General features: G+C 57.2%; 22 protein-coding genes. 10 read left to right on the top strand and 12 right to left on the bottom strand.

All coding sequences use genetic code 11. From position 1 onward, the window contains the following. The 3 genes from yjdN to KHQ28_RS29590 form a co-directional block, all read right to left on the bottom strand. Positions 1–435 (bottom strand): VOC family metalloprotein YjdN, encoded by a 435-nt coding sequence (gene yjdN, locus KHQ28_RS10285; protein WP_012737181.1) that lies wholly within the window; start codon positions 433–435, stop codon positions 1–3. Between the two features lie 228 nt (positions 436–663). Then, the gene (locus KHQ28_RS10280) at positions 664–999 is read right to left on the bottom strand and encodes a zinc ribbon domain-containing protein YjdM (protein WP_004177783.1); all 336 of its coding nucleotides are present in this window, start codon (positions 997–999) and stop codon (positions 664–666) included. 87 nt (positions 1,000–1,086) lie between these two features. Further along, on the bottom strand, positions 1,087–1,356 hold the full coding sequence (locus tag KHQ28_RS29590) for a hypothetical protein (RefSeq protein ID WP_016831374.1): 270 nt from the start codon (positions 1,354–1,356) through the stop codon (positions 1,087–1,089). A 187-nt stretch (positions 1,357–1,543) separates the two neighbouring features. On the opposite strand from KHQ28_RS29590, the gene proP reads away from it, so the two are divergent. Continuing rightward, a complete protein-coding gene (gene proP / locus KHQ28_RS10275; RefSeq protein ID WP_002885227.1) occupies positions 1,544–3,046 on the top strand; it encodes a glycine betaine/L-proline transporter ProP in 1,503 nt (500 codons plus the stop codon). 49 nt (positions 3,047–3,095) lie between these two features. On the opposite strand, the gene melR is transcribed toward proP, so the two are convergent. Then, positions 3,096–4,034, bottom strand: coding sequence for a transcriptional regulator MelR (gene melR, locus KHQ28_RS10270; protein WP_002885229.1), 939 nt, complete (start codon positions 4,032–4,034; stop codon positions 3,096–3,098). A 239-nt stretch (positions 4,035–4,273) separates the two neighbouring features. On the opposite strand from melR, the gene KHQ28_RS10265 reads away from it, so the two are divergent. The 5 genes from KHQ28_RS10265 (at position 4,274) to KHQ28_RS10245 (ending at position 8,748) form a co-directional block, all read left to right on the top strand. Then, positions 4,274–5,626, top strand: a complete 1,353-nt coding sequence (locus KHQ28_RS10265) for an alpha-glucosidase/alpha-galactosidase (RefSeq protein ID WP_032418181.1) — start codon at positions 4,274–4,276, stop codon at positions 5,624–5,626. Positions 5,627–5,719: 93 nt separating this feature from the next. Further along, the gene (gene melB / locus KHQ28_RS10260; protein WP_004218080.1) at positions 5,720–7,135 is read left to right on the top strand and encodes a melibiose:sodium transporter MelB; all 1,416 of its coding nucleotides are present in this window, start codon (positions 5,720–5,722) and stop codon (positions 7,133–7,135) included. A 5-nt stretch (positions 7,136–7,140) separates the two neighbouring features. After that, positions 7,141–7,263, top strand: coding sequence for a hypothetical protein (locus KHQ28_RS10255; protein WP_004146677.1), 123 nt, complete (start codon positions 7,141–7,143; stop codon positions 7,261–7,263). 147 nt (positions 7,264–7,410) lie between these two features. Further along, complete coding sequence (gene parM / locus KHQ28_RS10250; protein ID WP_032418180.1) at positions 7,411–8,367, top strand: plasmid segregation protein ParM domain-containing protein; 957 nt, start codon at positions 7,411–7,413, stop codon at positions 8,365–8,367. Between the two features lie 9 nt (positions 8,368–8,376). After that, the gene (locus KHQ28_RS10245) at positions 8,377–8,748 is read left to right on the top strand and encodes a plasmid partitioning/stability family protein (RefSeq protein WP_004186571.1); all 372 of its coding nucleotides are present in this window, start codon (positions 8,377–8,379) and stop codon (positions 8,746–8,748) included. 249 nt (positions 8,749–8,997) lie between these two features. Here the strand turns inward: KHQ28_RS10245 and cbpM are convergent, their stop codons facing one another. Together cbpM and cbpA are read right to left on the bottom strand one after the other, a co-directional pair. Continuing rightward, the gene (cbpM, locus tag KHQ28_RS10240) at positions 8,998–9,303 is read right to left on the bottom strand and encodes a chaperone modulator CbpM (RefSeq protein ID WP_002885324.1); all 306 of its coding nucleotides are present in this window, start codon (positions 9,301–9,303) and stop codon (positions 8,998–9,000) included. Further along, positions 9,303–10,220, bottom strand: coding sequence for a curved DNA-binding protein (gene cbpA / locus KHQ28_RS10235; RefSeq protein WP_002885338.1), 918 nt, complete (start codon positions 10,218–10,220; stop codon positions 9,303–9,305). The genes cbpM and cbpA overlap by 1 nt, the downstream gene beginning before the upstream one ends. 75 nt (positions 10,221–10,295) lie before the next feature. Here cbpA and KHQ28_RS10230 point away from each other — a divergent pair, with 75 nt between their 5' ends. Further along, a complete protein-coding gene (locus KHQ28_RS10230; protein ID WP_020316611.1) occupies positions 10,296–10,409 on the top strand; it encodes a hypothetical protein in 114 nt (37 codons plus the stop codon). On the opposite strand, the gene KHQ28_RS10225 is transcribed toward KHQ28_RS10230, so the two are convergent. Beyond that, a complete protein-coding gene (locus tag KHQ28_RS10225) occupies positions 10,366–11,049 on the bottom strand; it encodes a TerC family protein (RefSeq protein ID WP_004221988.1) in 684 nt (227 codons plus the stop codon). The two genes, KHQ28_RS10230 and KHQ28_RS10225, sit on opposite strands and share 44 nt — an antisense overlap. A gap of 225 nt (positions 11,050–11,274) precedes the next feature. Here KHQ28_RS10225 and KHQ28_RS10220 point away from each other — a divergent pair, with 225 nt between their 5' ends. Continuing rightward, positions 11,275–12,060, top strand: a complete 786-nt coding sequence (locus KHQ28_RS10220) for a DsbA family protein (protein WP_032418179.1) — start codon at positions 11,275–11,277, stop codon at positions 12,058–12,060. A gap of 45 nt (positions 12,061–12,105) precedes the next feature. On the opposite strand, the gene pgaD is transcribed toward KHQ28_RS10220, so the two are convergent. From pgaD to pgaA, 4 genes are read right to left on the bottom strand one after another with little or no spacing between them, the layout of a single operon-like run. Beyond that, positions 12,106–12,555: a poly-beta-1,6-N-acetyl-D-glucosamine biosynthesis protein PgaD gene (pgaD, locus tag KHQ28_RS10215; RefSeq protein WP_004177775.1), complete on the bottom strand. Its 450-nt coding sequence runs from the start codon at positions 12,553–12,555 to the stop codon at positions 12,106–12,108. Beyond that, positions 12,555–13,883 carry a poly-beta-1,6-N-acetyl-D-glucosamine synthase gene (gene pgaC / locus KHQ28_RS10210; protein WP_032418178.1) on the bottom strand — a complete coding sequence of 443 codons (1,329 nt, stop codon included), beginning with the start codon at positions 13,881–13,883 and terminating at the stop codon, positions 12,555–12,557. Before pgaC ends, pgaD begins: the two co-directional genes overlap by 1 nt. Continuing rightward, a complete protein-coding gene (gene pgaB, locus KHQ28_RS10205) occupies positions 13,876–15,891 on the bottom strand; it encodes a poly-beta-1,6-N-acetyl-D-glucosamine N-deacetylase PgaB (protein ID WP_032419420.1) in 2,016 nt (671 codons plus the stop codon). The genes pgaC and pgaB overlap by 8 nt, the downstream gene beginning before the upstream one ends. Before the next feature lie 8 nt (positions 15,892–15,899). Beyond that, a complete protein-coding gene (pgaA, locus tag KHQ28_RS10200; RefSeq protein ID WP_072198329.1) occupies positions 15,900–18,347 on the bottom strand; it encodes a poly-beta-1,6 N-acetyl-D-glucosamine export porin PgaA in 2,448 nt (815 codons plus the stop codon). A 633-nt stretch (positions 18,348–18,980) separates the two neighbouring features. Between pgaA and KHQ28_RS10195 the strand changes: the two genes are divergently transcribed. Further along, entirely contained in the window at positions 18,981–19,547 is a 567-nt protein-coding gene (locus tag KHQ28_RS10195; protein ID WP_002885396.1) for a LuxR C-terminal-related transcriptional regulator, read from the top strand. Here the strand turns inward: KHQ28_RS10195 and KHQ28_RS10190 are convergent. Then, complete coding sequence (locus KHQ28_RS10190) at positions 19,542–19,664, bottom strand: hypothetical protein (protein WP_004146686.1); 123 nt, start codon at positions 19,662–19,664, stop codon at positions 19,542–19,544. The genes KHQ28_RS10195 and KHQ28_RS10190 overlap by 6 nt on opposite strands. 128 nt (positions 19,665–19,792) lie before the next feature. On the opposite strand from KHQ28_RS10190, the gene KHQ28_RS10185 reads away from it, so the two are divergent. After that, on the top strand, positions 19,793–20,149 hold the full coding sequence (locus KHQ28_RS10185; protein ID WP_305961458.1) for a PerC family transcriptional regulator: 357 nt from the start codon (positions 19,793–19,795) through the stop codon (positions 20,147–20,149). The last annotated feature ends 92 nt before the right edge of the window (positions 20,150–20,241 follow it).

The raw sequence follows: 20,241 nt of genomic DNA, 5'->3' as shown, positions 1-20,241 counted from the left end.
TCAGCCTTGTTTGACCACGTTGATCATCCAGGGGACGCCAAAGCGGTCGACGACTTTGCCGAAGCCGTGGGCCCAGAAGGTTTCCTGCCAGGCCATCTCAATGCGCCCGCCGACAGCCAGCGCGTCGAACCAGCGCTGGCCTTCAGCGACATCGCTGGGATCGAGGACGAGGGTGAAGCCGGCGTAATGCACATCGGGCCCGAAGGCGCTGTCGCTCAGCATCAGCTCGCCATTATTGATGCGCAGGCTGGCGTGGGCGATAGCATCATCCTCCATCTTCTGGCCAGACGGGCAGCCGTCTGACGCTTCCTGCGCCGGGGGCGGCATTTCGCCAAAGGTCATTTTAAACATCAGCTCTGCGCCCAGCGTCTGCTGGTAGAAGGCGATCGCCTCGGCGCAGTTGCCCGCAAAGGCAAGGTAGGGACTTAAGGACATGGTGAATACCTCAGTGACCGTAACCCGTAAAGCGTAGTCGCCCGGCAGGCGATTGAGCCAGACGGCAGGGCGAAAAGGGGCGCTGAAATATGACGGCAGGCGACAGCGTAAATAGCGGTTGCCGGCGAGGGAAATAACAGGATGCGCCGGGGGACAAACGGCCACCAGGATATCGGGAGCGGCGACGGTTATGTGAAAAAATAATCGCGCCGCCTACCCGAAATTAAATCAGTTCTTTTTCACAAATTCCGATTTGAGCTTCATCGGACCAAAACCGTCAATTTTGCAGTCAATATTGTGATCGCCTTCGACCAGACGGATATTTTTCACTTTGGTGCCGATTTTCAGCATCGAAGAGCTGCCTTTAACCTTCAGATCTTTCACGACGGTAACGCTGTCGCCATCGGCCAGTAAATTGCCATTGGCATCTTTAACGATCAGAATGTCGCTCTCTTCCGTCGCCTCGGCAGGGTTCCACTCATGGGCACATTCCGGGCAGATGTACATGCCGCTATCTTCATAAGTGTAAGTCGAATCGCATTTTGGGCAGTGTGGCAGTTGCATGACGCTCCTCATGATGTCGTCGAAAAACAGGATGTTGGTCCTTTAAACAGCGGCTGAGAGCCGAAAGTGGGTATGATTATAGCGCAATCACCCACTTTTGTCGGGTGTTTTTTTGCTAAAAAATAGCCGTGGTGTTATTCCGGAAAGAAGTGAATAAACGCTGAAATTAACCGCCCGAAGTGGAGCAAAATCGACGAAATAATTTCCGCGCGATCGGCAGGAAATGAACTTATTTATTTTCCGACACTCTGTAATGAGGCGGTAAATTTCTGTGAAGTTGATCGCAGATATAAACACTGTTAGGGTAAAAAAGGGGAGCAGGTCAATTTCATCAAGCATCACGATGAGCCGCTCCATTTATTCACCAGTAGCCAGAGCAGGCGTCAACAGGTTCGGTTGTACATTCTGTCAGCAGACAGTGCAGGCAAACCTGCTACGCTTGAAATGAGGAGCACAGCAATTCACCGCTCCTGACGCACGATGCGAATGGCCTTGCCATTCGGCGAAGAGGCGTGCACTCAAGGCGGAGTAGCAGAGGAAAAATATGCTTAAAAGGAAAAAAATAAAGCCCATCACCCTTAAGGATGTGACCATCATCGATGATGGTAAACTGAAAAAGGCGATCACCGCGGCCTCCCTGGGCAACGCGATGGAGTGGTTCGATTTCGGCGTCTACGGCTTTGTGGCCTACGCCTTAGGTAAAGTCTTCTTCCCCGATGCCAACCCAAGCGTGCAGATGATTGCCGCGCTGGGTACCTTCTCCGTACCATTTTTAATTCGTCCGTTAGGCGGCCTGTTCTTCGGGATGCTGGGCGATAAATATGGTCGGCAAAAAATTCTCGCGATAACTATCGTGATCATGTCGATAAGTACTTTCTGTATCGGCCTTATTCCGTCGTATGCCACGATAGGTATCTGGGCGCCGATCCTGCTGCTGCTGTGTAAAATGGCGCAAGGCTTCTCGGTTGGCGGTGAATATACCGGGGCGTCGATCTTCGTCGCGGAATACTCTCCTGACCGCAAGCGCGGCTTTATGGGCAGCTGGCTGGACTTTGGCTCCATCGCCGGGTTTGTGATGGGGGCCGGCGTGGTGGTTCTCATCTCCAGCGTGGTGGGTGAACAGAACTTTCTCGACTGGGGTTGGCGTATCCCGTTCTTCCTGGCGCTACCGTTAGGTATCATTGGTCTCTACCTGCGCCATGCGCTGGAAGAGACGCCGGCGTTCCAGCAGCATGTTGACACCATGGAGCAGGGCGACCGTGAAGGACTGCAGGACGGGCCGAAGGTCTCTTTTAAAGAGATTGCCACCAAGCACTGGCGTAGCCTGCTGACCTGTATCGGTCTGGTGATTTCCACCAACGTGACTTACTACATGCTGCTGACCTACATGCCGAGCTATCTGTCGCATAACCTGCACTACTCGGAAGATCATGGAGTGCTGATCATCATCGCTATCATGGTCGGGATGCTGTTTGTACAGCCGGTTATCGGTATGCTCAGCGACCGTTTCGGCCGTCGCCCGTTTATCCTGATTGGTAGCGTGGCGCTGTTTGCCCTGTCGATCCCGGCCTTCATTATGATCAACAGCAACGTGACTAGCCTGATCTTCGCCGGCCTGCTGCTGCTGGCGGTGGTGCTGAACTGCTTTATCGGGGTGATGGCCTCCTCGCTGCCGGCGATGTTCCCGACGCACATCCGCTTCAGCGCCCTGGCCAGCGCCTTTAACATCTCGGTGCTGATTGCCGGTCTGACGCCAACCCTGGCGGCGTGGCTGGTGGAGACCACCCAAAACCTGATGATGCCGGCGTACTACCTGATGGTTATCGCGGTGGTGGGTATGGCGACGGGCCTGTCGATGAAAGAGACGGCTAACCGTCCGCTGAAAGGGGCGACCCCGGCGGCGTCGGATATCCAGGAAGCGAAAGAAATCCTTGGCGAGCACTACGATAACATCGAGCAAAAAATCGAAGATATCGATCAGGAGATCGCCGATCTGCAGGCAAAACGGTCGCGTCTGGTGCAGCAGCATCCGCGTATCAACGACTAACCGTTTTCACTGTTAATCATGCCGCCTGGGGAAACCCCGGCGGCATTTTTTATGCCTCCGGCAAGGCCAGGCCGTGACGCCGCTGCTGGCTGAGTTTACGGTACTGCTGCGGCGGCATGCCCACGTAGCGGGTAAAGGTGCTGTAGAAGCGGCTGCTGGAGCGAAAACCGGCGGTAAGGGCAATATCCAGGATGGTCTTGTCGGTATCGCTCAGCAGCGCCCGCACATGATTGATACGCATGGCGGTAATGTACTGCTTCATGGTCTGCTGCATCACCCGCTGAAAGACCCCCATCGCGTAGTTCGGGTTGAGCTTCACGTGCTCGGCAACGGCATTGACGGTCAGCGCCTGGTCGTAGTGGGCAGCGATAAACTCCAGCATCTGGCTGACATAAAACTGCGCGTGGCGCGAGACGCTGTTCTTGTGGGTGCGTGAGGTTTTATTGACCAGAATCGGCTGCCAGCCGGCGAGGCTCAGCCGCTTCAGCATCAGGGCGATTTCATCGATCGCCAACTGGCGTATCTGTTCATTCTCGTGGCTCAGTTCCTGCTGCCAGCGGCGTACTTCGAAGGCGCTCAACTGCTGCGCGGCGAGGGATTTAATCACCATCCCATGGGTGACGTGGTTGATAAGCTCCCGGTCCAGCGGCCATGAGAGAAACAGATGCATCGGCAGGTTGAATATCGCCATCTGCTGGCAATCGCCGGGGCGGGTCAGCTGATGCGGCGTACAGGCCCAGAACAGAGTGATATAGCCTTTCTCAATGCGCACCACTTCGTTATTAATCAAATACTCCACGTCGCCATCGAACGGCACGTTGACCTCCACCTGGCCGTGCCAGTGGCTGGTGGGCATGGCGTGCGGCGGGCGCAGTTCGATATCCATACGCTGATACTCGGAGTAGAGCGCCAGCGGGCTGCGGCTCTGCTTTTCGTCGCTGCTGCACATAAAGGGATCGGGGGGCAGAGAGGTGAAGCGGTGTTCCATCGTTAGCGTATTCCTGAATTGTCAGAGTGGCTGCATTTTTCGCCAGAACTGACGACAGCTTAGCGGAAGAATCGGCCCATTTTCTCTCCTTTTTGCTCAATCTGTTCCCGAAATCTCAGATTTTGTGGCGCTTAATGGCCGATCTGAGCTTTCGGGAATGCTCCGGCGGGAACAGGGCAGCGCAGCGGGGAGCGGCGTGCCACTCTGCAAGTGTTCAATGACCTGATGGAGAGTGCGTGATGTCTGCCCCAAAAATTACTTTTATCGGCGCCGGTTCGACGGTGTTCGTCAAAAATATTCTCGGTGATGTTTTCCAGCGCCCGGCGCTGAAATCGGCGCATATCGCGCTGATGGATATCGATGAAACCCGGCTGGAAGAGTCGCATATCGTGGTGCGCAAGCTGATGGATTCCGTGGGCGCGAACGGCGAAATCAGCTGCCACCGCGACCGGAAAACCGCCCTGCAGGGCGCCGATTTTGTCGTCGTTGCCTTCCAGATTGGCGGCTATGAGCCCTGTACCGTCACCGATTTTGCAGTCTGCAAGCGCCACGGCCTGGAGCAGACCATTGCCGATACGCTGGGGCCGGGAGGCATTATGCGCGCGCTGCGCACCATCCCGCACCTGTGGGCTATCTGCGACGATATGAGCGAGGTCTGCCCGGACGCCACCATGCTTAACTACGTCAACCCGATGGCGATGAACACCTGGGCGATGTACGCCCGCTACCCGCATATCAAGCAGGTTGGCCTGTGCCACTCGGTGCAAGGCACAGCGGAAGAGCTGGCGCGCGACCTCGATCTCGATCCGGCGGATTTACGCTACCGCTGCGCGGGGATTAACCATATGGCGTTCTATCTGTCGCTGGAGAAAAAGCTCGCGGATGGCAGCTACGTCAGTATCTACCCCGACCTGCTACAGGCCTACGCCGACGGGCGGGCGCCGAAGCCGAACCTGCACGGCAACCCGCGCTGCGAAAACATTGTCCGCTATGAAATGTTCAAAAAGCTGGGCTACTTCGTCACCGAGTCCTCGGAGCATTTCGCGGAATACACGCCATGGTTTATCAAGCCGGGCCGCGATGACCTTATCGCTCGCTATAAAGTGCCGCTGGATGAATACCCTAAACGCTGCGTCGAGCAACTGGCCAACTGGCATCAGGAGCTGGAGAGCTATAAGCGCGGGGAGCACATTGAGGTGAAACCCTCCCGCGAATATGCCAGCACCATCATGAACGCCATCTGGACCGGCGAGCCAAGCGTGGTGTACGGCAACGTGCGCAACGATAATCTCATCGACAACCTGCCTCAGGGCTGCTGTGTGGAAGTGGCCTGCCTGGTGGACGCCAACGGCATCCAGCCGACCAAAGTGGGCGCGCTGCCGGCGCATCTGGCGGCGCTGATGCAGACCAATATCAACGTGCAGACGCTGCTCACGGAGGCGATCCTCACTGAAAATCGCGATTACGTCTATTACGCCACGATGATGGATCCGCACACCGCCGCGGTGTTGGGGATCGAAGAGATCTACGCGCTGGTGGACGATCTGATCGCCAGCCACGGCGACTGGCTGCCGGCCTGGCTGCACCGTTAATCCTCTTATGCCGCCGGGGGCAACGAACCCGGCGGTGCCTGTCACGCTCTATCAAACGCTGAAGGAGGCGCTGGCGACAGCGACCTGGACCCTATGAGTATTTCAATGACAACAAAGCTCAGCTACGGATTTGGTGCCTTTGGTAAAGATTTCGCTATCGGTATCGTCTACATGTACCTGATGTATTACTACACCGATATTGTTGGCTTATCGGTCGGGGTGGTTGGCACCTTGTTCCTGGTGGCAAGGATCCTCGATGCGATAGCCGATCCGATTATGGGATGGATCGTTAACTGTACGCGGTCGCGATGGGGAAAGTTCAAACCGTGGATCCTGATCGGCACGATAACCAACTCGGTGGTGCTGTATATGCTGTTCAGCGCCCACCATTTCAGCGGCGGGGCGCTGCTGGCGTGGGTGTGGCTAACCTACCTGCTGTGGGGCTTCACTTACACCATCATGGATGTGCCGTTCTGGTCGTTGGTGCCGACCATTACCCTCGATAAACGCGAACGCGAGCAGCTGGTGCCTTACCCGCGCTTTTTCGCCAGTCTGGCGGGATTTGTCACGGCCGGCGTCACGCTGCCGTTCGTCAACGCCGTCGGCGGCGCCGATCGCGGTTTCGGTTTTCAGATGTTCACTCTGGTGCTGATCGCCTTTTTCGTCGTTTCCACCCTCGTCACCCTGCGCAACGTGCATGAGGTTTACTCCTCCGACAGTGGTGTGAGCGAAGACTCCAGCCACCTCTCACTGCGCCAGATGGTGGCGCTGATCTATAAAAACGATCAGCTGGCCTGCCTGTTAGGCATGGCGCTGGCCTATAACACGGCGGCGAACATTATCGCTGGCTTTGCGATTTACTACTTTACCTACGTGATTGGCAGCGCGGAGATGTTCCCGTATTACATGTCCTACGCCGGGGCGGCGAATTTGCTGACGCTGATCCTGTTCCCACGACTGGTAAAAGGGCTATCGCGGCGCATTCTGTGGGCGGGTGCTTCGATCATGCCCGTGTTGGGCTGCGGCGTGCTGTTGCTGATGGCGCTGGGCGGCGTTTACAACATCGCGCTGATTTCGCTGGCCGGGGTGCTGTTGAATATCGGCACCGCGCTGTTCTGGGTGCTGCAGGTTATTATGGTGGCCGATACCGTCGACTATGGCGAATATACGATGAATATCCGCTGCGAAAGCATCGCCTATTCCGTTCAAACGCTGGTAGTCAAAGCCGGTTCGGCGTTTGCGGCCTGGTTTATCGCTATCGTGCTCGGTATCATCGGTTACGTGCCGAATGTTGTGCAGTCGCCCCACACGCTGCTGGGGATGCAGGCGATTATGATTGCGCTGCCGACGCTCTTTTTTGCTCTGACGCTGTTTCTCTATTTCCGTTATTACAAACTGAATGGCGATATGCTGCGACGGATTCAGATTCACCTGCTGGATAAATATCGCCGGGTACCGGAAAATGACGTCGAGCCGGAACGGCCGATTGTGGTACCCAATCAGGTGTAAAAAGCGTGCGAAAACCGCTGACGAAAGAGGGGAGGGATGCTCTCTTTTTGAGCAAAAAACAGTGTCTTAAAAAGACAGAAAGAGAAAACTGTAGTTCTCTATTTTATCTCAATTATTTCTCTTTTTGAGCGTTCTGGACTGTTTGTTTCTCCGATTGTTCTCAAATAAAACTCAGAATTGTCTCTTTTTCGTGCTCTTGCGCTGCTTTTTAACTCTTGCTACTCTTTTTGGGTCTTACATTTTTCTCTTATTTGTCTCAGTGATGGAGCAATGCAATGCGCATTTTTATCGATGATGGTTCAACCAATATCAAAATGCTGTGGGAGCAAGATGGCGAAACTTTCACCCATATCAGCCCCAACAGTTTTAAACGCGGCTGGTCTGCCACCTTCGGTTCGGGGAAGCCTTTTAACTACACGGTGGATGATGAAAAGTACTCATTCGACCTGATCACTCCCGATGCGCTCCCAACCAATAACATTGACTGGCAATATAGCCCGTTGAACTCCATCGCTGTCCATCATGCGCTGCTGACCAGCGGTCTTGAGCCGCAGGATGTTGAAATTGTGGTCACCCTGCCGCTGACCGAATTTTATGATGAAGATGCGCAATATCGCCTCGACAATATTGAGCGCAAGAAAAAGAGCCTGCTGCGCGACGTTAAACTGAATAAAGGCGTGGTGTTCAATATCACTAAAGTTACCGTGCGCCCGGAATCGATTCCGGCGGGTATCAGCCTGTGTGATGAGCTGAAACCGTCGCATTCGGTGCTGATTGTCGACCTCGGCGGCACCACGCTGGATATTTCAATGGTCGCCGGGCAGATGACCTCGGTTTCGCGCATTTACGGCGACCCGAAGCTGGGCGTGTCGCTGGTGACCGACGCCGTTAAGCTGGCGCTGGCGCGGGCGAATACCGATACCTCCAGTTATAACGTTGACCAGATAATCATCAACCGCCACGACGAAGAATACCTGACCGACAACATCAACGATCCGGATGCGGTTTCTGAGGTGAAGAAGGTGATCAATAACAGTATCGAACGTCTGACCACGCGTGTCCTGACGGCCATCGATAGCTTTAAAGGCTATTCGCACGCGATCGTCATTGGCGGCGGCGCGCCGCTGGTTGCCGACGCCATTCGTGAACGGATGGGTCTGCGCGAGGATCGTTTCGTGGTGGCTGAAGAGCCGCAGTTTGCCCTGGTGCGTGGTCTGAAAATTATTGGTTAAGGAGCGTCTATGACTCTGGATCGCAGAAAAGTGCTGATTTACCTGCGCCCGGATATCAGCGCCAGCGAGCGCTTCGCGGACGCAAAAATTGAGGCCCATCACCGTGGCGACCGCGGCGATATGTCGCGTACCGCGCTGCTGGCGGGGCTGGCGTTAGGGGAAGTCGATAGCCGCTTGCCGTCGATGCTGGCGGCGCTGCTGGCGGAAGATACTAAACCGGAAACGCTGCGTAAGATGCTGGCCTCGTTCCTTGAGATCCAGCCGGCCTCTCCCGCCCCGGCAGCCGCGCCAGCAGCCGCTCCGGCTAAGGCGCCGGAGCCGCCCGCGCCGGTGAGCGAGAGCGTCTCCGCGCGTAATCTCGCCGGTTCGTTACCGGATTAAGCGCTATTCCCGGTTTGCGCGACCCGGGAAACTCCCCTGCTTGCGTTGCGCTTAGTTTGTAGGCCGGGTAAGGCGTAGCCGCCACCCGGCATACAGGCGGCTCCCTGGCTGGGGCCATGCCCGGCGGCGCTACGCTTGCGCGGGCCTACGGATCCAGTGTAATGGTGGGTCCAGTGCCGTTTGTAGGCCGGGTAAGACGTAGCCGCCACCCGGCGCGAAGACGGAACGCCACGACCCGGGATGGCACCCCTATCCGTGGGCGAGGAAGCGCGCCAGGCGCTGCTGCAGCAGGCGATTTTCGCGGGTTAGCCGCGCGTTCTCATCCAGCAGGGTCAGCGCCACCGCAATTCCCGGCCAGTCCAGCTCCAGCTCGTTACGCAGGCGTACCGCGCGATGCACGATTGTCACCGCGCTGTCGTCGAACAGCCAGGTGTCCGCCTGCGGCTGGTGTGGCTCAATCATCCCTAAGCCGACGATCTCCGTCAGCTCCTCTTCCGACACCCCGGTACGCAGGCACAATTCGGTAATGGTAAACGTCACTGTTACTGTAGCCATCAGGCTTTCCCCCATGTCTTACGCGGATCGAAGCTGGCTTCGGCGGCGGCCAATTGTTGCCAGAGCTCACGCGCTTTTTCATCTGGTTTTGGCGGCATCACTATTTTAATAACGGCGAACAAATCGCCGGTGTGGGTTTTGCTCACGAGTCCTTTCCCTTTGATACGCAGTCGCTGCCCTGCCTGACTGCCCGGCGGCACCGTCAGCAGAATGCTCTCTTTCAGGGTGGGCACCGTCACTTTCGCGCCCAGCGCGGCCTCCCATGGCGCCAGCGGCAGGACGATCTCCAGGTTATGACCGACAATATCGAATAGCGGATGCGGGGCGATGTGGATAACCAGCCACAGATCGCCGTTCGGGCCGCCATTCTCCCCCGGCGTCCCCTGGCCTTTCAGGCGGATACGCTGACCATCGACTACCCCGGCGGGGATCTTCACATTCAGCGTTTTCGGCGTTTCGCTTTCGATCATGCCAAACACGTTGTACACCGGCAGGTTATAGCTGATGGTGCGCGTCTGCTCGGCCAGCGTCTCTTCAAGGAACACCGCCACTTCGATCTCCAGATCATGGCCGCGCGCCGCGTGTTGACGACGACGCTGATGCGCCTGCTGGCCAAACATGGAGGAGAAGATGTCGTCGAAATCTTGCTGACTGTAGCTCTGCTCGTGGGTCTGTCGCTGGCGACCGAAGCCGGGATCGTTGCGATGCTGCCAGAGCTGATCGTATTCGGCGCGCCGTTGCTCATCTTTCAGGACTTCCCAGGCTTCGGCGAGATCCTTAAATTTGGCTTCGGCATCGTTTTCTTTACTGACGTCGGGGTGATATTTGCGCGCCAGGCGGCGGTAGGCGGTCTTGATGGTTTTCAGATCGTCGGTTGGTTGCACCCCGAGAATGGCATAATAATCCTTCAATTCCATGATTTTTTCTCATCTATGCTCAGTGCGGTGGTTACATATTCCCTGGAACAGGCGTCAGTATAAAGCGTAGGGCAAATGCGCCCTGACGGGGAAGAAAAGTGGCGGAAACTTGACGCCGTCGGGGTCGACGGCGCCGTGGATAAGATTAGTCTTTCGCCTGCGGCCGTGGGCGGCGGCGCCATCCGGTGAATAGCACCAGCAGCGCGCCGACGGCGCCAGCCAGGCGCGCGGTGCCCTCGCCGGCGCTGGGAAACAGCTGGCGAATGGTAGGGTCGCTGACCAGCATTGACCCGGCAATCCAGCCGATGAGCATCCCGCCCAGCAGCACCACCGCGGGAAAGCGGGTGAGCAGGACCAGCACCAGCTTGCTGCCGGCGACAATAACCGGAATGCTGATCGCCACGCCGAGGGCGACCAGCGCAATGTGCCCTTTCCCCGCAGCAGCTACCGCCAGTACGTTATCCAGCGACATAATCACATCGGCAACAGTGATGGTGATCGCGGTGCGCCACAGGCTGCCAGAGCTGCTAACCTCGCTCTCTTCTTCCTCATTCCTGACCAGCTTGATACCAATCCACAGCAGGAGCAGGGCGCCGACTATTTTCAGCCACGGCAGCGACAGGAGATACAAAGCGATCGCCAGCAGCAGAACGCGCGCCAGGATGGCGCCCACGGTACCGATGATGATCGCTTTGGTGCGTTTCTGCGGCGGCAGTTTGCGGCAGGCCATGGCGATCACCACGGCATTGTCGCCACCCAGCAGTAAGTCGATGGCGACAATCTGCAGCATAATCACTGCCATGTCCCATTGTTGAAGAAATGCATACATATCGAGAGAAACCACCTGAAAAAAGAGCAAGAAAAACCGCTGCGCAGGGTACTCCGCCTGGGCCGCGTTGACCACTGGCGCAGACCTGCGCTATCGCGCGGGAAAGAGAGAGCCTGAAAAATAAAGTTACGAATCAAGGCGCCGTTGGGCAAGGCTTCGGCGAAAAAGGGTGATATTTTGTCACCCAGACTCACCTGCCGTTCACTTATCGCAAGGATCCCCACTATGTCTGGCCACAAGAAATACCTCTCTGTCGCCCTGCTGAGCGCTGTCTTACTGCCGGCGATGGCCTCTGCCGCTGACGCGCCGGCGACTTTCACCCCGGAACAGGAGGCGAAAATCGGCAAAATCGCCGCCGACTATCTGGTCGCCCACCCGGAAGTCCTGCTGCAGGCGAGCCAGAAACTGCAGCAAATTCAGGCTGAGCAGCAGGCCAGCGCGGCCACTCAGGCGGTGCTGAAGAACGCCGCCGTGTTGACCCAGGATAAAAATACCCCGACCTACGGCCCGGCCAACGGCAAAGTCACGGTGATCGAATTCTTCGACTACCAGTGCGTCTACTGCAGCCGTCTGGCGCCGGTGATGGAGCAGGTGATTAAAGCGCACCCGCAGACCCGCTTCGCCTTCAAAGAGTGGCCGATTTTCGGCGGCCGCTGGGAAAGCTCGCTGGAGGCGGCAAAAACCGGCCTGCAGATCTATCAGCAGAAAGGGGCGGATGCCTATCTGGCCTACCATAACGGGATTTACGCTACCGGCCATAACGAAGGCAAGCTGACGACGGCGGATATCCAGCAGCAGGCGAAGAAAGCCGGCTTCGATACGAAGAAGGCCGCCGACGTCGAACCGGTGCTGCAGAGCATAAACGATCTGGCGCAGGAGATTGGTCTGAGCGGCACGCCGGGCGTGATCGTGATGCCGACCACCGGCGCCACGGAAGCCAGCATCACCGTCTTCCCGGGGCTGGCAGACAAAGCCTCGCTGGAAGCCGCCATCAAAAAAGCCGGCGGCTAATCCCCGGCATATTACCTGTCCAGGCCGCCGACGGCGGCCTTGCTCTCATGCGTCATCGCTCTCTTCCTGCGGCGGCGGTAACGCGTGGCTTTTTAAATCAATAATCTGCCCGATTTGATCGTGGTAAACGGTGAGCAAATTATAGCGGCTCATCTCCGAGATAATCTGCGGCGCGACGTTAAAGCTGCTCGCCAGCTCATCGTCGCGCAGAGCGAGCACCGCGGTATGACGCCGGGTACGGGCGCGGCGCCGGTTGTAGTGATACCAGAGGATCAACAGCCAGCCGTTCAGCGCGGCAATCAGCAGATACACCAGCGCCGTATTCAGGGAGTCCATCAGCGATTCCCAGCGCGGAGAGGGCGGCGCGATGAACTGCATCAGCAAATTGGCGTACAGAAAGAACAGAAAACCGAGCCAGGCCAGCAGCGTTAAGCCGGCGTCGACCAGCCGGGGCAGCACCCGATGTTCGGTTAAGATGAGCGTATTTTCATTCATCACAGGCTTCCTTTTCCCCGGTCCGGACTCACCCAGCGCGCGCGGGAACGTTGACGTTTCACCATCACTTTCGGAAAAGCGACCAGCGTGGTCAGCAGGCCGATCATCCAGTAGACCATCGGGAACCAGATCACCCAGAACAGCGATTTGGCGACCTTTTTCTCATAGCGCCGCTCGATATACAGGCTGGCGACGAACTGCAGCAGGCACATCAGGCCGAGCAGCATGCCGGTGAATTCCGGTGGAAACAGGCTATGCACCGCCAGATTGTCAGGCAGCGGCATCAGGCGGCTGAGGATAAACAGCAGAATGGTGATCGCATAGGCAAAGGCCCACAGCGTGGAGCAGGCATACTCCAGAAACAGCAGCCACATCCGGTGATGCTGCCAGTGAAACAGGCGGCGCAGATTGACCAGAAAGACTTCGGCGCCGCCCTGGGCCCAGCGCAGACGCTGCTTCCATAACCCTTTGAGGGTCTCCGGCATCAGGATCCAGCACAGCGCTCGCGGCTCGAAAAAGATGTCCCAGTGGCGGAGCTGAAGCTTCCAGCTGATATCAATATCTTCAGTGATCATATCCGGGCTCCAGTAGCCGACGTCCGCCAGCGCCTGGCGCCGGAAGGCGGCGATTACGCCGGAGACGGTAAAGACCCGGCCATAGATCCGCTGCGTCCGTTTGATAAGCCCAATGATCGACGAGAACTCCCCAACCTGAATGCGGCCGATCAGCGTGGATCGGGTGCGGATCCGCGGATTGCCGGTGACCGCCCCGACGTGCGGATAATGGATCAACGGCGCGACTAGCCAGGCCGCGGTATCCCGGTCCAGCAGGGCGTCGCCATCGATGCAGACCAGCAGATCGCCGCGGGCGGCGGCGGCGCCCGCTTTGAGCGCCACCGCTTTTCCCTGATTGGCGGCCAGATGGATCACCCGCAGCCTCGGCTCTTCCTGCGCCAGCTGCTGGAGCACCTGGGCGGTGTTGTCCGAAGAGCCGTCGTTAATCGCGATCACTTCAAGATTGGCGTAACGCTGGGCCAGCGCTGCGCTGATGGTTTCCCGGGCGTTTTTCTCCTCGTTAAAGCAGGGGATCAGGATCGAGATCAGTGGATTGCCCGGCAGCGTCGGCGGCGGGGTATCCTCCCCCCACGGCCAGTGACGTTCCAGCTGAAACCAAAAGTAGAGACCCCCGGTGATCCACAACACTGACATAAACAGCGGCCAGAAAAAGACAAAGTCGAGGATAAGCTCGCCGGTAAATACCGCTGCGACACCTAACGGCAGCCCGAATACGAGGCATAAAATGCACAATGCGATAATGCGATCAGTCATGGTCAGGGTACCACCAGGAAGAAAATTGCGGCCTGATACGAGAGATATCAGGCTGGTTGTTAATAAAATCGTCAGGGTAGTAGCCGTAGTTTTTGACGCCGTTCAGCCGCAGCAAACGCATCCAGTCCGCCAGCTGCTGGTCGGGAATGGCGTTTTGCTGGCGTCGATTCCAGTCTCTGGCCTGCAGTTCAAAGATGGTTTTCTTCAGCGCACCCGGGTGGCGGGCGACGGCCTGCACCAGCCGCGTCAGCCAGGCCTGGCTGGCGTCGATCGGCACGGACTCCATCAGCGGCATCGCCATGGGGACCGTCCAGTCATAGGCGGCAAGGAAGTCATCCAGATTCTGCGCAAACCAGGCTTCGCTTTGCGGCTCCAGGATCGGCAGGGCGAAGAGATTACGCGCCGTTTTCACCTGCGGGCCGCGGATGTCCTGCACTGCCTGGCGTAGATCCAGAGTGAAGCGGGTCAGGGTTTGGCTTTTGAAACGCATCCATGCCTGGCGCTCTTGCGGACGTTGGGGCACTGGGGCGGCATCGTGCGCCATACCCGTCTGCCGCCAGGCGGCGACCGCCTCCGGGCTCACGTCTTCAAAATCGGTCAGCACGGCGTCGTCGTGAAACAGGATCCCGCTGAAGCTGGCGTGTCGGGCCAGATCTTCGTAGATGTCGGTGATCTGCTGGCGAACCCGGGGATCCCAGGGCGACAGACGGACGTACGGCTGGCGGGCAAGTAACGCCTTCCCGGTTTGCGGATCCCAGCGCTGAACGCGCGGCAGATCTGAGGCAAGATCGAAGGCCAGCACCGGCATCCAGGCATAAACCTTCACATTGCCGCGGGTCTGCAACTGCCAGGAGACGAAGTTAAACAGGTCGGCGCGCATCGGCAGCCAGCGGTTGGGGAAATAGAGCGACTTGACCGTGCCGTCGCCCTGCGGGTCGGAGAAGGCCTGCAGAAAGACGTGGCTGATTTTCATGTCATAGACGCGCTGCACCAGCTTATCGATATTCTTTGCCTGCTGGACGGGATTGGGGTCATAGACATAGTCCAGATCCACATGCATCACCCGAACAGGATCGGCTTCCTGAATTTGGGTCACGGCGCTGGCAAAGGCCTTGAGCGACGGGTTACCGGCGATCAGCAGGCGTGGAATATTGTCCAGATCCTTCACGTTGCCCAGGCCGTCGTTCAGCGTAAACGCCAGCTGATACCCTTGCTGTTTGGCGATGGCCAGGGTGCTGCCGCTGGCGGCGCCGTAGGGCCACACCCAGGCGCGCGGCGTTTTCCCGGCAACCTCATGGATTTTCGCCGTCACTTTCTGCACGTCATCGGTCATTCGCCGGGTAAACTGCGCGTCGCTTTCATAGCGGCCGGTGGTTTTATCCCAGCCGCGGTTGGCGGCGGCAGGCTCGCGGCTGCCCTGCGGATTGGCCGGTAGACCGTAGTGCGAGGCCCAGGTGTGCGCGCCGATCTCCACCAGCGGCGAGCGGCTGAGCTCGCGCACCATCTCCCAGGTAGCGAAGCGCTCGCGCGGCGTCATCAGGCCGCCAAAATTAACGGGCTGACCAGCGGGAGTGTCCACCCAGCTGCCCACCGGCGCCCACAGCGCCGGGACGTTCCAGGCTTTAAGCAGCGGCCATACGCGGGTGTAAAAGCTGCTGTAACCATCGTCAAAACTGAGGAGAAAAGCCTTGGGCGGCAGCGACTTTAAGCCATAATGTGCATCGAGAATGTCCTGAACGCTAATCGCATGGTAGCCGTTATGCAGCAACCAGGCGATCTGCTCATTGAGTGCGCTGGTGCGCACCGAAAGATAACGCTGGTCGGCGGCATCGTCTTCGACGTCATGGTAGGCCAGCACCAAAAAGCGATCCGCCGGCCAGGGTTGATTGGCCTCCAGTTGGGGGCGCTGCTGCGGGGCGAGGAAGGGGACTTCCTCAGCACGCACGCTGAAGATAAGGCACAGCCAGATGAGAAGCATCAGGCCGTTGCGCAGGGTCGTGTTCAGCATGGTCATCCTTAAAACCGTATATTTGCATCAAGAGTGATGGCGAGGTTGTTTTCACGTTTGCCGTCGTAGGGGCGCTTATCCCAGTTCAGCATCACCCCGGTGTCGACGACGTTGTTCCAGCGCAGGCGCTGCCCGTAACCCAGCACCGTGATCGCCCCGGCGGCGTGATTTTTTTGCCAGTAGCTGCCGCCGCCGGCGAGCAGCTGCTGGCTCCAGACGGTGTCATAGCGCTGGTAAAGCGTGTGATCGACGGCCAGCGCCGCGGTGGCAGCGAGGTCCCGTGCCGGACTGTAGTAGGCGGTGTCGGTGCGGCTATTGGCGCTGGCCGACAGACCGGGCTGCAAATCCAGCGTTAACCATGGGGTTTGCCAGAGGCGTTCTTTACCGGAGAGGGTGTACTCCTGGCGGCGGTTGCGATCGGTAAACCGGCTGGCGGCCGCGCTGACGCGGTACTCCCGGCGTTCGTTTGGAGACCAGCGCAGCCAGCCTTCGCCGCGGTTGGCGCTGACGCCGTTGCGTAACGCGCGCAGCGGCGTCTGCTGCGAAATCCGCTCCAGTTCGCCGCCCAGCTGCCAGCGATCGCTAACGTCATGGGCGGCGGAAAGGCGGACGCCGGGCTTGTTCTCGCCGTGAAAATTGACGCTGGAGAGCTCAAGCTCGCCCCAGTAGTCGCGCGGACGCCATTCAATACCGGCAAACAGCTGGCGACGGCTGCCTTTCCCCTCTTCAAAATTGCCTTCAGCGAAGCGGTGCCCGCCGAACAACCGCCAGCTGTCGGCTAGCGGCGGGCTGTAGATCGCCGTCTCAAAACTGAGGTCGTGCGTGCCGCTCACCGGGTTGTCGGAATGCAGCCCTTTGCCAACGCTCAGGCGCAGCTCGGAGAGATGATGGATCTCGCGCGCTCTGGCCAGGCGCTGGGTGTTCAGATCCCGTGGCGAGCGGGCGACGACGTCGTCAGTCAGCAGATCCATTTGCCGCCACTCCTGCAGATCGAGGGCGACCCAGGCCTGCTGGCGCTCCAGCTGCAGGCTGGCGGGTTCTAGCGATTCCGCCGCTTTTAGCTGGCGTTCGGCTGCCCGTGGCAATCCTCTCTCCTGCAGAAGGGCGGCATAGTCTATCTGCAGGCCCTGGTTTCCAGGGGCCGTCGCCGCCAGGCGCTGCATTCGGGCTTCGGCCTGCGGCAGGTCGTTGGTGGCCGCTAAATAGTGCACGTTAAGCGACTGTGCGGTGAGCCAGTCGTCGTTCGGCTGCGACGTTGGCGAGCCGTAGAGACGACGGATGTAGGGCGCATTCCTGGTGAGGCGGGCGACATACCGTTGCGCCGCCGGGTACTGACCGGTGTCCAGCAGAGCGTAGAAAAGCTCTTGTTCCTCATTCTGTTGGCTTGTCAGCCACGAAGGATGCTGGTGGATAAGCGTCAGCGCAGGCTCAATTTGCTTAAGGGCGATAAAAGAGGAGATGACCCAGCCGATGGCCCAGTCGGGAACGGCCCGCTGCTGGGCGATCAGGCTTTGGTATTCGCGGATGACCTGCGCGTACTCGGCGCTGGCGTACAGCGCGCCCAGACGATCAATACGCGCCCGGATGATGTCGGGCGCAGCCTGTGGGTCGGGGTGCCAGGCGGCGATCATCGCGTCATACTGCGTGAGCGCCGTGCGGGCCAGCGCGTAACGCGCCTTTTCTTCGCGGGAAGGGGTATCGGCAAGGCGCACCAGTTCGGCGGCGGCGTTCAGCTGCAAGTTACGCTTTTCCGCAGGCGTCAGTTCGACGCTACTCGCCAGGCCGAGAGCAGGGGAATCAATCCGGTTGCGGGTCAGGGTCGCCATCAGGCTGGCCTGCGCGGTTTTGTTTTGCGGATCACGATCGAGGATCTGCGTGTCCACCAACAGCTGGTCCCAGCTTTTGCCCAGCCGCAGGTAGACATAGGAGAGCGTCTGCAGGTGCGCAACGCTCGCCTGCTCCGCCACCAGGCGACGCGCTTCGCTGAGCGCCTCGCCGTCCTTGCGGGCATCGGCGAGCGTTTTGATATAGCCGATACGATAGTCGTCGCTGCCAGGGGCCTGGCTGAGCGCCTGCTGCCAGAGGGTGAGCGAGGTTTGCCACTGCTTCTGGTTGCGCAGGGCCTGCGCCGCGGCGGCGGTGCCCCGTGCGGGAAGCGGCATATAGACCTGGTAGCGTCGCCAGACTTTCACCACTTCATCGTCCTGACCGGCCCAGAGGGCCACCTGCAGCCAGTCCGCCACCTGAGAAGGGGTTAAGGCATGCCGCAGCTGGTACTGCTGAAGGTAACTGAGAAAGGGGGCGTACTGGCCTTGGCGCGCTTGCAAGATTTGCTGGTCATAGAGCGAATCCGCTCCCTGAACCAGCGCCGGGAAGAGCAAAAGCAAGCCGATTGATAGCGAGAGTTTCGTGTTGCGATTAAACAATAACGTATTTGAATAAGGTGATCTTTCCATTTCTATTTGCCATATGTTCATCAAGAATCCATTGCACAACACGACCGTCCTTTGACGGTGAGTTAAAGGATGAGGATGGTCCCATTTAGCTGACTGGCACTGCAGGTGAATGACCTATTGCAAACTAATAAACATATCTCCTGTAGATAAATGAATGGGTAATTTATACCCGATACGGCAACCGATAAATATGGATAAATTATGGTCTGCGTTTTAAGATAATTCTGTAAAATCGACTTCATTCGAGCGGAAGTGTTCAAGTTGATTTCTTTAACCTACTGATATAAATAAAAAAGAAAGTCAGGTGGAATTTTGTTTCAAAATGGCGGTGTGACTTATATTTAGTTGGGATTAGAGTTTTTTAGGCAATATTTAAGATGATTTCTGACAAAAATTCTCAATAGCAAAAAAAGCATCTTTTCTGTGGATTTTTTTTATTTATAATCAATCTGTTTATTTCCTGTCAGAACGCAAGGAGGGTTTTCACAGCCAGATTCAGATGCCGCGCTAATGATAAATCACAGGTCTCGTTATTTTCACCGCCATGCGAAGCGTTCCATAGGGGGAGGGAAAACGTCTGGTTGACGAGAATTTGTTGATTAAATGTTAAAGGGACGATTTGTGGCAACTTTAATGATATTGGTTACCCAGGATTACTATCTTTTTCAAGGTGTTAAGAATTTTTTTCCTGATATCATTCAGTTAGATTCTAGCGGAAAAGCGATTTTAGATAATGAGGTTGATGAAGTCTCTCTGCTGGTTGATAGCCGCTCGCCGCTTTGCCATTACGATTATCTCGTGCTGGCAGCGGCGAAATCCAGAAAGCGAATATGTTGTATCGTCCTCGATATGCGCCATCGGGAAGAGCATTTACTGAGCCTGAAATCGTTTTTAAACATGTCATTATCACCCGCGGATATGGCGACATTATTTGGCCTTTTTCTGGAGATGAATAGCAAGCGTCTGACCAAAGAGTGGTTTGACGATCTGCGCTTAAGTTTGTCTGAACAGTTAATGTTACGTTTACTCATGGCGGGGATGACCATGGAGGAGGTGGCCGTCAATCTCAATACGTCACTAAAAAGCCTTTACCGCAAGCGTACTGCGCTTTATGAGCGGTTGGGGTTAGATAATTTTAATGAAGCTTGCTTATTTATCTTTCGAAATAAGCTGCTGGAGCAGACCGAACGTTCGTTATGAAGCTTCGCTGTACAGAGAATGGATGTTATCGCAAGGTATTTGTTGACGAAAATCTAATAAATTAAATAGATATTGATAGGTACAACCGTCGATACCCGGCGGTATCGATGATGGCATTCGGCATATAATTCCGGAGCTCTTTGGAAGTATTTACCGCCAATGCGGTTTGCTATGCACAGCGATTATTATAATGAATATATTCCTTGCGCCGCACAGGAATAGTTTTGTCATAAATTAACACTACCATGGTATTCCGACTCACGTGTCGGAATACCATGAGATATCGTGAAAGCATCAGAGGAGCGAGGTGGATGAGAATAAGGGACAGTATTGCTGAGCGGCTAGAGGCATGCGGGCTCTACCGTCGGGCGGCATCCAGATGGATTGAGGTGATGCAGCGTTGCCTGGACGATGAGGACCGAGAGTGGATCCGTCACCATCGCAATCAGTGTCTGAAAAAGGCGCAACGTCCGCCGGCGCCGAAAGAGGAGTTTGCCGACCTCCACCAGGCGGCGAAAGAGACTCAATATCGTATGGGCATTGCGAAGCCCTATGGCGAAGCATTCAGGCTGCCCGGCAAAGGGAAAACGGCCGCCGAGTAATGCCTTTCTTCACGACGTTTGCCTGACGGCTTCGCCTTATCCGGCCTGCGGGTCCTCCACAGGTTCAAACAGCGTAGGCCCGCGCAAGCGCA

Origin of the sequence: Klebsiella sp. 28, from assembly GCF_018223905.1 — a bacterium.
GTDB classification, from domain to species: Bacteria; Pseudomonadota; Gammaproteobacteria; order Enterobacterales; family Enterobacteriaceae; genus Klebsiella; species Klebsiella pneumoniae.
The sequence above is the reverse complement of the archived record's forward strand: the minus strand, read 5'-3'. Positions and strand labels throughout refer to the sequence as shown.